The following is a 14,095-nucleotide window of genomic DNA, read 5'->3' as shown; positions in this document are numbered from 1 at the left end:
CAGGACCCCGACTACCGGGACCCGAAGTACTGGCAGGAATGGGTCAACCTGATCGCGCTGGCCGTGAACGAGGAAAACGCCTCCGGCGGCCGCGTCGTCACCGCCCCCACGAACGGCGCCGCCGGCATCATCCCGGCCGTGCTCTACTACGCGCTGCACTTCGCCCCCGGCATGGACCAGGCCACCCAGGCCGACCGGGACGAGACGATCGTCAGGTTCCTGCTGACCGCCGGCGCCATCGGSGTGCTSTACAAGGAGCAGGCCTCGATCTCCGGGGCGGAAGTCGGCTGCCAGGGCGAGGTGGGCTCGGCGTCGTCGATGGCGGCCGCCGGCCTGGCCGAAGTCATGGGCGGCACGCCCCAGCAGGTGGAGAACGCCGCGGAAATCGCGATGGAACACAATCTGGGCCTGACCTGCGATCCGATCGGCGGCCTCGTGCAGGTCCCGTGCATCGAACGGAACGCGATCGCCGCCGCCAAGGCCATCAACGCCGCCAAAATGGCGCTCTGGGGCGACGGCACGCACCGGGTCTCCCTCGACGAGGTCATCGTGACCATGCGCGAAACCGGCAAGGACATGTCCTCCAAATACAAGGAAACCGCAATGGGCGGCCTCGCCGTCAACGTCGTCGAATGCTGAAGGAAAGAGAACTAATGACACTGGCACCAGAAGGCCGGAAGATGCTGCGCATTGAGCAGCGAAACGCGGCCACACCGGTGGAACGGAAGCCGGAATGGATCAAGGCCAAGGTCCAGATGGGCCCGGAGTTCGTCCAGCTCAAAAACCTCGTCAAGAAGGAGGGCCTCCACACCGTGTGTGAGGAGGCCGGCTGCCCCAACATCTTCGAGTGCTGGGAAGACAAGGAAGCCACCTTCCTGATCGGCGGCTCCGAATGCACCCGGCGCTGCGACTTCTGCCAGATCGACACCGGCAAGCCCTCCCCCGTGGACATGTTCGAGCCCACCAAGGTGGCCCGCTCGGTCCAGGCCATGGCGCTGCGCTACGCCACCGTGACCGGCGTGGCCCGCGACGACCTCGCCGACGAGGGCGTCTGGCTCTACGCCGAGACGGTCCGCAAGATCCACGAACTGAACCCGGGCACCGGCGTCGAACTGCTGATCCCCGATTTCTCCGGCAAGCCCGAGCACATCGCGGCGATCTGCGACTCCAAGCCCGAGGTCTTCGCCCACAACGTCGAGACCGTGCCCCGGATCTTCAAGCGGATCCGCCCGGCGTTCCGCTACGAGCGCTCCCTGGACGTCATCACCCAGGGCCGCAAGCTCGGCATGGTGACCAAGTCGAACCTGATCCTGGGCATGGGCGAGACCCGCGAGGAAATCTCCGAGGCGCTGCGGGACCTGCACGAGGCCGGCTGCGACCTGATCACCATCACCCAGTACCTGCGCCCGTCCGAGCGGCACCTGCCGGTGGACCGCTGGGTCAAGCCGCAGGAATTCGTCGACCTGCAGAATGAGGCGGACGAGATCGGCTTCCTGGGCGTCATGTCCGGGCCCCTGGTGCGTTCCTCCTACCGCGCCGGCCGGCTCTGGGCCACCGCGATGCGCAAGAAGGGCTGGGAAATCCCGGCCGAGCTCGCACACATCGAAAGCTCCGGCAGCACCCGCCAGGAAGCCAGCTCGCTGCTGGCAGCTACGGCCTGAACAACCCAACCTTGATGCCCAAAACCTGATACCCAAAAACCTGATGCCCAAAAAATCTGATGTTCAGAGAGGACCAATGATGTTCCCCATCAGAATAGAAATCATCCCTTCCGGGGGAATCGTTGAGCGCGTCACGGACCTGGTGCCGTTGACCACGACGCTCACGGTGACGTGCCTGCCCCATCACGGCATCGAGCGGACCATGCGCACTGCCGTGCAGCTTGGTGTGCTGGGCTACACCGTCATCCCGCACCTCGCCGCGCGGACCCTGCATGACCGGGCCGAGCTGACCGGAATCCTCCGCGACTGCGATGCCGCCGGCATCCGCGAGGTCTTTGTCATCGGCGGGGACCGGAAGCAGCCGGCCGGCCCGTATGAGTCCGCCCTTCCTCTGCTGGAGGACATCGCGCAGTACACAGGCGGGTTGATGCGGGCAGGCATTGCGGGCTACCCGGAGGGCCACCCCTCCGCCGGCCCCGTGGAGGTGCTGGACGCCCTCCTGGCAAAACAGCACCTAGCTTCGCATGTTGTGACCCAGATGTGCTTCGCCCCGGAGAAAATCCTTGATTTCGCGGCGCTCCTGCGCCGCGAAGGCGTTGAGCTGCCCATCTGGGCAGGGGTGGCGGGGTCCGTGCCCCGGACCAAACTGGTCTCGCTGGCTACGCAGATCGGCGTCGGAAGTTCCCTGAAGTTCCTGAGCCGGAAGGGCCCGCTGGCCCGCAAACTCCTGAGCGGCGACCACTACTCGCCGCAAAGCCTGGTGTCCGGGCTGGAAAACCAGCCTGGCAACCTCGCGGGCATCCATCTCTACAGCTTCAACAGCCTTGACTCGGTTCCCGGCGGACCGGGTCAGGCGCCCATCTCAGCAGCACTCCAGACAGCATTGATTCGAGGAGCAGCACGTGACAACTGAAACCGTAACTTCCCACCAGGAACCGCATCTTGAGCGGCAGCTCAGCAACCGGCACATCCAGCTGATCGCCATTGGCGGCGCCATCGGCACCGGCCTGTTCATGGGCTCGGGCAAAACCATCTCCGCGGCCGGGCCGTCCGTCATCTTCGTCTACATGATCATCGGCTTCATGCTGTTCTTCGTGATGCGGGCCATGGGCGAGCTCCTGCTCAGCAACCTGAACTACAAATCCTTCAGCGACTTCGCAGCGGACCTCCTCGGGCCCTGGGCCGGCTTCTTCACCGGATGGACGTACTGGTTCTGCTGGGTGATCACGGGAATCGCGGACGTCATCGCCATTGCCGGCTACTCCAAGGAACTCTGGCCGGGGCTGCCGCTGTGGATCCCGGGCCTGGCCACCGTGGCCATCCTCCTGCTCCTGAACCTCACCACGGTGAAGGCGTTCGGCGAGACGGAGTTCTGGTTCGCGCTGATCAAGATCGTCGCTATCGTGGCGCTGATCGTGGTGGGCCTGTTTATGATCTTCAGCGGGTTCCAGTCCGATGCCGGCCCTGCCAGCTTCACAAATCTGTGGAGCCACGGCGGATTCTTCCCGAACGAGTTCATGGGTTTTGTGGCCGGCTTCCAGATCGCCGTGTTCGCTTTTGTGGGCATTGAGCTGGTGGGCACCACCGCCGCGGAGGCCAAGAACCCGGAGAAGAGCCTGCCGAAGGCCATCAACTCCATCCCGATCCGAGTGCTGCTCTTCTACGTGGGCGCCCTGATCATCCTGATGTCTGTCACTCCCTGGACCCAGTTCCAGGCTGGCCACAGCCCGTTCATCGCCATGTTCTCCCTGGCAGGGCTCGGAGCCGCGGCAACGATCGTGAACCTGGTGGTGCTCAGCTCGGCCATGTCCTCGGCCAACTCCGGCATTTACTCCACGTCGCGCATGGTCTACGGGCTGGCCCAGGAGGGCGACGCGCCGTCAGTCTTCAGCAGCCTGTCCCGGCGTAAGGTCCCGCAGAACGCCCTGTTCCTGTCCTGCGTCCTCCTGCTCTCCGGCGTGGTGCTGATGTACGCCGGACAGGACATCGGCAAGGCCTTCGACATGGTGACCACCGTGTCGGCCGTCTGCTTCGTGTTCGTATGGTCCATCATCCTGGCCAGTTACCTGGCCTTCCGCCGTCGCCGCCCGCACCTGCATGACGCGTCCAAGTTCCAGATGCCCGGCGGAATCCCCATGGTCTGCGTGGTCTTCGCGTTCTTCGCCTTCGTCCTCTGGGCGTTGACCACGCAGCCGGACACACTTCTGGCACTCCTGGTAACGCCGGTCTGGTTCATTCTGCTCGGCGCCGCGTGGTTCGTGCTGCGCCGGCGCCCCGCGCACTTGGCCCGCTATGAAAGCTTCCAGGCTGAGCTCGCGCAGGACGAGGAATCAGCTGTTGCGCGAAAGTTTGAGAAGGTGCAGAAATGACCGCACAGACCCCAAACAGCCCCGATCCTGCAGCTGTGGAACCCGGTGCCACGGCAGAGCACATCCTGACCGTCGACTGTGTTGAGTCGCCGGGCATCGTCCATTCGGTCTCGGGATTCCTGCTCAACCACGGCTGCGACATCCTGGACATCAAGCAGTACGGGGACAAGGGGCAACGGCACTTCTTTATGCGCGTCCACTTTTCCTCGGGTTCCTCCTCCGACGCCTCCTTAGGGCAGGATTCCTTCAGCACCGAGGACCTGCGCCGCGACTTCACGCCTGTGGCCGAAAAGTGGGAGATGAATTGGCAGCTGGAGCCGCACGGCCGCAAACGCCGTGTCCTGGTGATGGTGTCCAAAATGGGCCACTGCCTCAACGATCTACTCTTCCGGGCACGCACCGGCGACATCCCGGTGGAAATCGTCGCGGTGGTATCCAACCACCGCGACCAGGAGGGCCTGGTCCAGTGGCACGGCATCCCGTTCTTCCACCTGCCAGTCACCAAGGACACCAAGCCCGAGGCGGAGGCCCGGCTAATGGAGCTGGTGGACGCCTTCGACGTGGAACTCGTGGTCCTGGCCCGTTACATGCAGGTCCTGAGCGATGAGCTCTCGGCTCAGCTGGCGGGACGGACCATCAACATCCACCACTCGTTCCTGCCCAGCTTCAAAGGCGCAAAGCCGTACCACCAGGCCTACGACCGCGGCGTCAAGACCGTGGGCGCCACGGCTCACTACGTCAACGCCGAACTCGACGAGGGCCCGATCATTTCCCAGCAGGTCATCGTGGTGGACCACACGTACACCGCTGATGACCTGGTGGCGGTGGGCCGGGACGCCGAATGCGCGGCCCTCCGCAACGCCGTCCGCTGGCATTGTGAAGGCAGGATCCTGCTGCTCGGCAACCGCACCGTCATCTTGCGGTAGGCCATGAAACCGACAAATGTGCCACGCTGGCGCCCAGTGTCGTGGAACGCCTTGCCCGTCGGGCAGCCGGTGAGGCTCTCGCAGGACGGACGCCCTATCGGCTCCGGCACCGTGGACGGAACCACGCCAGACGGATCCATCATCTGGGTTGTCCTTGACGGCTGGTCCGAACGGCGAATGTTCCACCGGGAGGATTATGTTCGGGTCGAAATTAGCGCGTAGCCGGCCGCGGCCAGCGCGCGAGTCATCGCACCGGAAGCGCGCTGATCGGCGGTTGCGCAGGGAAACCTGGGCTGTCATTCTCGCGGCCGGTGCCCTGTTGGCAGTGATCCTGTGGCAGGCACTGTCCTATGGAAACTGACAAAACGCCAGCGGACGACGCCGACTGGGCTCCATAGAAGGTCAAGACGACGGCATCAGAGTCCGTCGAATTCAGACTGGTTCGATTTTGCTGGGCCGGGGTTCAGCATGATGTCCGTTCTGCTTGCTCGGGATCTCGGTCGGCGCTCAGGGGGAGCGCGTACACGCGTCGGGCGTTGTCGCGTCCGACGAGTTGCACGATCCTGCGGGCGTCCGCCTCGGAACAGTCGTCGTCGTCGATCCATCCGCCGACTACCTTGGTGATTGCGTTGCGCCACAGTCTCGCTCCGAGGTAGTGAAGTTCGGCTGGGCCGCCACCGCCGCGCAGCTCGCCGCCTCCATCAACCTTCCTGCTCAGCGACGACGGCACCAACGTCAACGGCGCCACCGTCGCTCGTTTACCTGCGTCAGGAGGGCGGCGCAGCGACGGTTCAAGTCCACCCTCCGGACGCCGCGACCGGCTTTCTGGAAAAGTTGCGCAGCCAGGTGTGGGACAAGCCCGAGGTGATAGGGCAGCTGATGACGGCAGCGCCGACAGCCAGGGTTCTGGAAGAGGTGGCCCGCGAGGGCCAGGGCGCGGGCTGACCGCTGAGAATCCGGTGGTCCCCGCCGGATGAGCTAGCCGCAACTTCATGTCGTCCCAGGACGACGGCGGGACGTCCCGCCGCCGTCGGATTCCATGTCCTCCCGCGCCCCGTCGGCTCTTGGGCTCTTGACCTATATTCGGACGAGGGAAAAGGATCGGACTGCATTGCCGGCACAAAGGAAGGCGGATTTCTGAATGGCTCGAATGCCGCCAGCCACGGTGGAAGTGAGTGACGCGGTGGTCCAGCGCCTCGTCCGGGACCAGCGGCCCGACCTCGGCGATTTTCCTTTAGCGCGGGTTGCCAACGGCTGGGACAACGCGACCTTCCGGCTCGGTGACGGCCTGGCCGTCCGGCTTCCGCGCAGGGTGGAGGCCGTTCCGCTGATACTGCATGAGCAGCGCTACCTTCCCGACATAGCCCGCCGCTCCCCGGTTGCTGTTCCTGTCCCCGTCCATGCCGGCAGGCCGACGTCGGACTTTCCATGGCCGTGGAGCATCGTACGGTGGGTCCCGGGAGCCGCTGCGGCCGACGTCGGCCCGGCAGACCGCGGGCCGGCGGCTATAGGCCTGGCCGATTTCCTGCTGTCCCTTCACGTGCCCGCCGAAACGGGCGTCCCGGTCAACCCTTTCCGAGGCGTGCCGCTGGCGGACCGTGACGCTGTGCTGGTGGAACGGCTCGGGGACCGCGAACGCTACCCGCAGGCGGCCGCGCTGAGAGCAGTGTGGGCGCAGGCCTGTGCCGCCAAAGCCTGGGATGGTCCGGCGATGATGCTCCACGGGGACCTCCACCCTGGCAACATCCTGCTGGCCGACGACGGCTCCCTGGCCGGCGTCATCGATTTCGGCGACGTCGGGGCAGGGGACCCGGCTGTCGATCTTGCGGTGGGGTGGCTGATGTTCGACGCCGGCACCCGCCACCGCTTCATGGGCGCCTTTGGCCCCGCAGTAGATGGAGACACCTGGATGAGGGCGCGTGGTTGGGCCCTCATCCTGTCCACCGCCATGCTGAGCAACTCCGACGATAATCCGCGGATGTTCGCCGTAGGAAAGTTCGGGATAAGGCAGATCCTGGATGACGGACTTCGCCTGCAACTCTGACGCCAGAGTTAAATGTCAGTGGCGCCTGCCATGCTCTGAGTGTGGAAGGCAAAGCAGCTGCGGAGACGTTGGAGGCCATGGAGGCCTCCCTTGCCAGGTTGTCTGCATTTGCCGGTCGCGGAGCCGGGAACGCGGCCTCGACTGGCGCCGACCCTCTTCGGGACGAAGCGGACGCATGCCTGGACGGTATGGCTGAGGTCGCCAGCATGGAAGCCAGGCTGGCCGCCCTGAAAGTGCACTTCGCCGCCGGATATGCCCGCGCTGCCGTCGCCATGGCGGGCCCAGCCGTTTCCCCGCAGGAGCGCACCGCCCAGGAAATGGCCATGACAGCAGAGGTGGCCTGTGTCCTGACCGTGAGTGAAAGATCGGCGGCGGCGCTCCTGGCAGAGTCGGCCACCCTGACCACTAAGTTGCCCCTGACGCTGTCTGCGCTGCAGACAGGAAGCATTTCATGGCAACACGCGCGGGTGATGTGTGATGAAACGTCCGGTCTGGACCCCGCCGCGGCGGCTGCCTTGGAGGCTCATTTCCTGGACCCCGAAGCTCCCTTTGCCGCGCGTGGCTGCCCCGCGGGGGAGCTGGTGCCGGGCAGGTTCCGGGCCAAGGCGCGCAGATGGCGTGAGCTGCACCATCCCGTAAGCATCGAAGCCCGCCACCGCAAGGGTGTGGAGGACCGTCGGCTGGAATATGTGCCGGACCGGGACGGCATGGCCTGGCTCTCGGCCTATCTGACTGCGGATGTCGCGGTGGCTGCATGGTCCCGTGCCACGGAAGCGGCCCGTACCCTGCAGGAGCCGAATGAATCCCGGACCCTGACCCAGCTCCGTGCGGACGTCGCCGCCGACTGGCTGCTGGCGGGGGTGGCGGAAGGAACTCCGTCACCCAAGGCGCAGGTCCTGGTGACCGTGCCGGTGCTGTCTCTCTTGGGAGCCATGAATGAACCGGCCACGCTGGACGGGTATGGTCCCGTTCCGCCGAGCATCGCCCGCCGGCTTGTAGGGGATGGCGCCGGATCGTTCCTGCGTGTGCTGACCGATCCGCGCAGCGGAGCGCCGCTGGAGATCGGACGGACCAGCTACCGGGTTCCGAAGGCGATGCGCCAATGGTTGCGGCTTCGGGACGGCCGGTGCCCTTTTCCGGGCTGTAACAACCATTCCCTGGATAACGAAGCGGACCATCTGTTGGCTTGGTCCGAGGGAGGCGGCACCGGCGTCACCAACCTGGGCCAGCCATGCCGGCGGCACCACCGGCTCAGACACACCACAGCATGGAGGCCGGTTGACGCGACCCGGGACCATCCACCCGGCTGGATCTCACCTGCGGGACGCTCCTATCCAAGCGAACAACAAGACTGGGAACCACCACGCTGGCCGCAGCACCTCGCCCACGCGGGTGAAGGCCGGGAGTCGGAACCGCCCGACGGGCCGGACGAACTTGCCGGCGCCGTCGGACCCGGAGAGACCGGGCCGCCACTACCGTTGGATCCCTTTCCTGACTGGGCACTGTTCATCGCGGCGTAGGATCGGCGCTCCATGTTCCCCTCCCCGTCCAATTAAAGGTTCGAAGGATGTGCCGGCTATTGGCCTGCACCCCTGCCTCCGACGTGACCCTCCGACGTGACCCTGAGCCGTGACCCTGAAAGGCCGGATCGGCCAGGACCAGCGCGATTCAGGCCACTGTCCCCACGCCCATCACGGTCCGGGTCAATCTCGATTCACCGGACGGGTTCGTCGGGTCTGCTTGCTGCGGCGATCATGCGACGCATGACGCCGAATGGACGGGGAAGAAGGCCCTGATGAAAGTTTCTTCATGACCGTTTCATCCCTGCCTCATTGTTGTGGTTCACGCTGGACACACGAACGGCTTGCGCCGGAAGAGCCTGGGTATGGGGAAGCGGGGGCATGGTGGACGGAGCATGGCTGTCTACTGTTCGGGGGCACGGCACGCCTGGAACGCGTCAATCTGATGCGTCGCACCACTGGCTGGCGCCTCCGCCGGTCCATGGAATTGATTCCATGGATTGGCCCTCCGCCGTTCCGGCGTCTGCCGACGACGATACCGGCACGTCCTGGCTGGTTCAGCGGGCTTGGCCAGAAAAGACACCGGGAGAATTTGTACTGGAGGTCCGGACGCCGGGAGTGCCCGGCGTCCGGGGAGCTTATTTGCGTCACGGGCAGTTCGAACTAATCCCGTTGGAGGATCCGGGACTTCCCGCCTTGCGGGGGGAAGCGCAGCAGGGGGAACTGATTTCGTATTGGCCGTACCACCAGGCTGTCGTCCGGGCGGAGGGCCGCTATATAAAGATCTTCGGGCCCGGGGGCGCCGTCGTACCGGCCGAGCGCTGCGCGCAAATGGAGGTCCTGCTGGACGCCGGCAACTTCACAACGCCCAGAATCCTTCGTCAGAGTTCCCAGTCTGACGTCATCGTTTTCAGCGCCATACCGGGACCGACTCTGAACGAGCTGGGCCGGGTGGAAGCGGCCGTCTGCGATGAAGCGTTCGCCAGGGCATGGGAGAAATGGTCGCGCGCCTGGGTCGCGGAACTGAACGGCTCCCATGGTCCAGCAGCACGAGGTGCTCTCGACAGCCTTCCGCTCCGTTCAGCAGAGTGGGAAGCGACGAAGGTGTGTCGACGGGTGGACGACTGGTTGCGGCACAATGAAAACGTCCCCGAGTTGTCGTCTCAGCGCGCTGTCTTGCGCGCCGCCGCAGAGCACGTGGCCATGAACCTGATAGGGACGGCACCGGATCCGGTGGTATGGGCCCACGGAGACCTGTACGACAAGCAAATCATCGTTCCTGACGGCGACATCCCGCCCGGACTGCTGGACTTCGACAGTACGGCCCGGCACGAGGCCGCCCGGGATCTGGCCGGCCTGGACGTCCATCTGGAGCTTCATCTACGCAATAACCGCATGACGCCGGCACGATATCTGACGGCTCACACGCAGGTGCTGGCCGTGGCCGAGGAACTGCGCGTCAGTCCAGCCCGGTTCGATGCGTACTCGGACGCCATCTGGCTCCGTCTGGCACTTTCTCCGTTACCTGGCCGCTTCTCTCTGGCCATCGGCGTCCTCGCGGAACGGGCCGAAAGGAGCTGAGGCCCTCGAAGCGGCCAGACCGGCGAGCCCTTGGCATGTTTTGCCGGTTAGCCGCTCACTTAGGTGTAAAAGCGACAGAATGATTGCTACTCTGGATTCTGCACCTAGAGAGAGTGAGCAATGATGCTTCTCGAAAGAGACCTCATCCAGTCCGTCGGCTTCCGCAACGTAATGGACGGCGGACGTGTAACCGGCTTTCAGTTCCGGGTCCGGATGCCTTCCTACCGGGGCATGGCCGCGTCCCTCATCGATGGCATCGCCGTTCGCGTGGGCGGCATCGTCGACGTCGGACCTGACGTTCCGCTGTGGACTTTCGGCGGGCGGACCTACACCCTGCAGCAGCTCTGGGAAAGTGATGGCGTGCGCTGGCCCCTTGAGGAAGCGGCAGTGGTCACCGTTCCCCTCGACGGCGGCCTGCCGCAGGGCGTCCACGAGCTCTCCATCGAGCTGCGGCTGCGGATGTCCTACATACCAGTCGAGCACCAGCCCACCACCCACCGGACCAGCCGCAAGGTGACCCTCGCGCCGGAAGGCGGCGAAGGTACCTTCCGCTACGGCGTTTCCCTCTACAGTTTTATGGGCGATTACGGCACGGTGATGGACCTTGATACGGCGCTGGCCGCCGTCGCTGACGTGGGCGCCACCGGCGTCGAGATTCTCGGCGAGGGTCACGTTCCCAACTATCCGGAACCGTCCCCGGCCTGGATCGATAACTGGTTCGGCCTGCTGGAGAAGTATTCGCTGGAGCCGACGAACTACGGTTCCTGGATTGACACCCGTCTTCACCCGGGCCGCACCATGACGGTCGCCGAGGGTGCGGAGGCCCTGCAGCGGGACCTGCGGCTTGCCAACCAATTGGGTTTCGGCTTCGTGCGCCCCAAGATCGGCGTGGTGTCCAGCGATCTGGTCCCAGACCCCATCTGGACCGAGTCCGTGGAACGCTCCCTTGATCTGGCCCACGAGCTGGGGATCATCATCTGCCCGGAGATTCATTCGCCGACGCCCATCAGGCACCCCGTCGTCGAGGACTACATCGGCCTCATCGAACGGACTGGCACCAAGAACTTCGGCCTGCTCATCGACACCGGAATCTTCCAGGACCGGCCCATTCCGCTGCGTGCAGGTGAGACCCGCGAGACCCGGCCCGCCTTCCTCGACGGCATCGGCGTCGACCCCGCCGACTTCGCCGATATCGCCCAGTATGTGGTGTTCGTCCAGGCGAAGTTCCACGACATCAACGAGCGGCTGGAAGACCAGCAGATTCCCTGGCTGCCCGTGCTCAAGGCCCTCAAGGACTCCGGCTACACCGGTTATCTCTCCAGTGAATATGAAGGCGAACGCACGCCATGGCACGCCATTGACCAAGTGCGGCGCCAACACGCCCTGATCCGCCGCATCACCGGCGAACTTACCTGACCCATCCCCTTTTCCCAGTAAAGAGAGCAACAATGCCAAACGGACTTCTTGACGATGCAAGCCTCCGCACCCATCCCGACGGTCTCGCGCTTGCCCTGACCCTGCCGTGGTACCGAAGTCTGTGGCTCTCCTCGGTCTCCAGCCTGCGGCTCACCGTCGACGGCCAGGATATCCCCGCCGGGAACTTGTCCCTGGAACTGGGCGGTGTCCGCTATGCGCTCCCGGACCTGCCCGCTCAAAGCGAAACGCTCTGGTACCTCCAGGAACATCCCTTGCTAATCGCCACAACGGAGAGCCCTGTTGCCTTGGGCGAGCAGCACACCGTCCGGCTCATCGGTGAGCTGCGCCTGCCGTACATGCAGATTGTGCCCGGCCAGGACGGCGGTCCCGGCATGTACGTTCCCAACTTCGTGAACCAGACGTTGGAGCTGACCGTCACGGACAGGGCTGCGGCGGCACCGGAACTGACGACAGCGGTCACGCCGCCCCCACCGAAAGCGGAGGAAGATCCGTTCTCGCTGGGGCTCACCCTGTACTCGGCAAGCGCCGAATTCCGGGCCGGCTGGTACGACTTCGACGGTCTGCTGAACCGCGTGGCCGAGCTCGGCATCGGCCCCGGGATCGAGATTGTGGCATCGCAGGTCCTGCCTACCTATCCCAACGTGACTGACGACTTCGTGCGCTCGTGGCAGCGCGCCTTCGACAAGCACGGCTTCACCGCCAGCTCCTTCGGCGCCAATCTGGACATGGGACGCCGCCGTGACCGCGACATGACCCCGGACGAGGAGTACGAGTTCACGCAGACACTCTTCCACGGCGCCAAGAAGCTCGGTTTTCCGCTGGTCCGCATCCAGAGCGCGAAGCCGGAGCTGCTTCGCCGGCTGCTGCCGCTCGCCGAGGACCTCGAACTCAAACTTGCCTACGAGATCCATGCACCGCTGGGACCCAACTCGCCCGAGATCATGAAGGTCCGCGACGTCTACGCCGAGCTGGATTCACCGCTGTTGGGCTTCGTGGCTGACTTCTCCTCAACCATGCACAGCATGTCTCCCACGCTCCTGCGCGCGGTTCGCCGTGCCGGGCTGGACGATGAAGCTGTCGAAAGGCTGCAGGCTATATGGGGCACTGAGGCACCGATGCGGGTGCGGCAGGAGGAGTTCATTGCGTACCTGCGGGGACATGACTTCGATCCTGCCCGGCTTGGGTCCTTCGCCCACCTGGCGTTCAACATGCACGGCCACGTCAACCCGAAGGAGTGGGCTGACATCATGCCGCAAATCATGCACGTCCACGCGAAGTTCTACGACATTGATGAGCAGGGCAACGAGCCGGCCATCGACTATCCGGAACTGGTCCGCGTATTCGTCGAAGGCGGCTACCGCGGTTACTGGTCCAGCGAATGGGAAGGCCATGCCTTCGCTGAGCTCGGTGAGGTGGATCCGCTGCTGCTGGTGCGGAAGCAGCATGACCTCATCCGCAAGAGCATGCGGACGGCGCTGGCATCAGCCTGACCTGAAAGGCCGACGTCCCATAGCCTCGATGCCCGTCCGTTTAGCCGGCCGGGCATCGAGGCATTTAAGGGGCTTCCTTGGTTGCGGCGGCTGCCACGATGTCGGCAGCCTCTTTGAAGAGGCCCCGCATCCACTCATGCTCGGAGTCGCGGTTGTGCACGGGGTGCCACCACAAGGCATTAACCAGCGGCGTGGCATCGAAGGGCAGCGGCAGGATCCGAATCCCGCCCACGCGCAGGGCGAACGGCACCAGGGCCGCCTGGATGAGCGCGATCCGGTTGGTCCCAACCACAAAATGCGGCAAGGACTGGAAACTTTCAACAACCACGTCCACGCGGGGCTCAACGCCCAGCTGCTGGATCTGCCGTTCCGCCGACGTTGAGGCTGAGCGCGTCTGATAGGTCATCACCCAGGGAAGTTCAGCGATGTTTTCCATGGTGATTTGCTCGCCGACGGCTTCATTGGACGTGGAGACCACGGCGACCCACCCGTCCCTCCACAGGTCCAGGTAGGGCAGCCCGGTGAGGAATCCATGGGGAATCACCATGCCGTCCACCGATCGAAGGCGGTTGGCTGCATCCTCCACCACCATCGGATTGTGGAGCATGAACCGGAACCGGACTCCTGGGGCGCGCTCGGCTGCAAGCTCGGAAGCAACCCGGCCAATGGTGGTGAAGCCGTAATCCGAGCCGTAGATGGAGAACTCGCGCTCGGATTCTGTGGGCTCCCAGGTGGCCTGGCTTTCGAAGACGCGGCGTGCGGCCTCCAGCGCGGTGGTGGTGTGTTCGGCGAGCCGGAGGGCGAAGGGGGTGAGCTCGTAAGCATTGCCGCGGCGGGCCAGGATCGGGTCCCCGAAGTGGGATCGGAGCCGGGCGAGTGAGGCGCTGAGCGCCGGCTGGCTGAGGTGGAGCCGCTCGGCCGCCCTGGTAACGCTTCGCTCGGTAATGAGGGCATCCAGCGAGATCAGCAGGTTGAGGTCGAGACGGGAAAGCAGGACATGTTTCGTCACGGCGCAGCGATCCTTTGGGAGTGGAACCGTTTCAAGGGAGTGTATCAGCGGGATCAAT

General features: G+C 64.8%; 11 protein-coding genes. 10 read left to right on the top strand and 1 reads right to left on the bottom strand.

All coding sequences use genetic code 11. From position 1 onward, the window contains the following. From AC1DFR_RS12410 to AC1DFR_RS12365, 10 genes are all read left to right on the top strand, one after another. Positions 1-639, top strand: a 639-nt coding sequence (locus AC1DFR_RS12410) for an L-serine ammonia-lyase (protein WP_476873468.1), incomplete at its 5' end; no start/stop codon positions are given. 14 nt (positions 640-653) lie between these two features. Beyond that, positions 654-1,661, top strand: a complete 1,008-nt coding sequence (lipA, locus tag AC1DFR_RS12405) for a lipoyl synthase (protein WP_476859992.1) — start codon at positions 654-656, stop codon at positions 1,659-1,661. 76 nt (positions 1,662-1,737) lie between these two features. Further along, positions 1,738-2,574: a methylenetetrahydrofolate reductase gene (locus AC1DFR_RS12400; RefSeq protein WP_476857631.1), complete on the top strand. Its 837-nt coding sequence runs from the start codon at positions 1,738-1,740 to the stop codon at positions 2,572-2,574. Next, complete coding sequence (gene cycA / locus AC1DFR_RS12395; RefSeq protein WP_476873467.1) at positions 2,564-4,030, top strand: D-serine/D-alanine/glycine transporter; 1,467 nt, start codon at positions 2,564-2,566, stop codon at positions 4,028-4,030. Before AC1DFR_RS12400 ends, cycA begins: the two co-directional genes overlap by 11 nt. Further along, positions 4,027-4,956 carry a formyltetrahydrofolate deformylase gene (purU, locus tag AC1DFR_RS12390; RefSeq protein WP_476873466.1) on the top strand — a complete coding sequence of 310 codons (930 nt, stop codon included), beginning with the start codon at positions 4,027-4,029 and terminating at the stop codon, positions 4,954-4,956. The genes cycA and purU overlap by 4 nt, the downstream gene beginning before the upstream one ends. 1,141 nt (positions 4,957-6,097) lie before the next feature. Then, on the top strand, positions 6,098-7,000 hold the full coding sequence (locus tag AC1DFR_RS12385) for an aminoglycoside phosphotransferase family protein (protein WP_476873465.1): 903 nt from the start codon (positions 6,098-6,100) through the stop codon (positions 6,998-7,000). A gap of 77 nt (positions 7,001-7,077) precedes the next feature. Further along, a complete protein-coding gene (locus tag AC1DFR_RS12380) occupies positions 7,078-8,520 on the top strand; it encodes an HNH endonuclease signature motif containing protein (protein ID WP_476873473.1) in 1,443 nt (480 codons plus the stop codon). Between the two features lie 831 nt (positions 8,521-9,351). Continuing rightward, the gene (locus AC1DFR_RS12375; protein ID WP_476873464.1) at positions 9,352-10,101 is read left to right on the top strand and encodes a hypothetical protein; all 750 of its coding nucleotides are present in this window, start codon (positions 9,352-9,354) and stop codon (positions 10,099-10,101) included. 123 nt (positions 10,102-10,224) lie between these two features. Next, a complete protein-coding gene (locus tag AC1DFR_RS12370) occupies positions 10,225-11,517 on the top strand; it encodes a C-glycoside deglycosidase beta subunit domain-containing protein (protein ID WP_476873472.1) in 1,293 nt (430 codons plus the stop codon). 32 nt (positions 11,518-11,549) lie between these two features. Further along, positions 11,550-13,028 (top strand): sugar phosphate isomerase/epimerase family protein, encoded by a 1,479-nt coding sequence (locus AC1DFR_RS12365; RefSeq protein WP_476873463.1) that lies wholly within the window; start codon positions 11,550-11,552, stop codon positions 13,026-13,028. A 64-nt stretch (positions 13,029-13,092) separates the two neighbouring features. Here AC1DFR_RS12365 and AC1DFR_RS12360 read toward each other — a convergent pair whose 3' ends face one another. Beyond that, positions 13,093-14,037: a LysR family transcriptional regulator gene (locus tag AC1DFR_RS12360; RefSeq protein ID WP_476873462.1), complete on the bottom strand. Its 945-nt coding sequence runs from the start codon at positions 14,035-14,037 to the stop codon at positions 13,093-13,095. Between the last annotated feature and the right edge of the window lie 58 nt (positions 14,038-14,095).

Source organism: Arthrobacter sp. 05T410 (assembly GCF_056396505.1).
The sequence above is the reverse complement of the archived record's forward strand: the minus strand, read 5'-3'. Positions and strand labels throughout refer to the sequence as shown.